Source organism: Aeromonas sp. PrichA-15 (assembly GCF_017939245.1).
Taxonomy (GTDB): domain Bacteria; phylum Pseudomonadota; class Gammaproteobacteria; order Enterobacterales; family Aeromonadaceae; genus Aeromonas; species Aeromonas caviae.
Map to the genome: position 1 here is coordinate 5221 of NZ_JAGKRH010000355.1, position 351 is coordinate 5571.

Sequence of the window (351 nt, forward strand, 5' to 3'; positions counted from 1 at the left end):
CAGGAAATGTGAAAAACTCGCTGCGGGGCAGTTGCCATACGCTCGGAGCGAAGCATTTACCAAGGCATCTTGCGGAATACTGCTTCCGGTTTAATCATCGTTTTGACCTCAAGAGCATGTTGGTTGAATTGGGGCATGCAGTCGTGGCAAGCCCTCCGATGCCATATCGGCTCTTGAAGCTGGCTGAGGGTCATGGGTAATCAGGTAAGGCGTTATTCCCAGTTTTTAGTGAGATCTCTCCCACTGACGTATCATTTGGTCCGCCCGAAACAGGTTGGCCAGCGTGAATAACATCGCCAGTTGGTTATCGTTTTTCAGCAACCCCTTGTATCTGGCTTTCACGAAGCCGAA

Annotated in this window: 2 pseudogenes; one reads left to right on the forward strand and one right to left on the reverse strand. The window is 50.4% G+C overall.

Annotated features, from left to right (window positions below):
• Positions 1-200: pseudogene (locus tag J9889_RS23185) on the forward strand (IS1595 family transposase); the annotation flags it as partial.
• Between the two features lie 25 nt (positions 201-225).
• On the opposite strand, the pseudogene J9889_RS23190 reads toward J9889_RS23185, so the two are convergent.
• Positions 226-351 (reverse strand): annotated as a pseudogene (locus J9889_RS23190) (IS5/IS1182 family transposase); the annotation flags it as partial.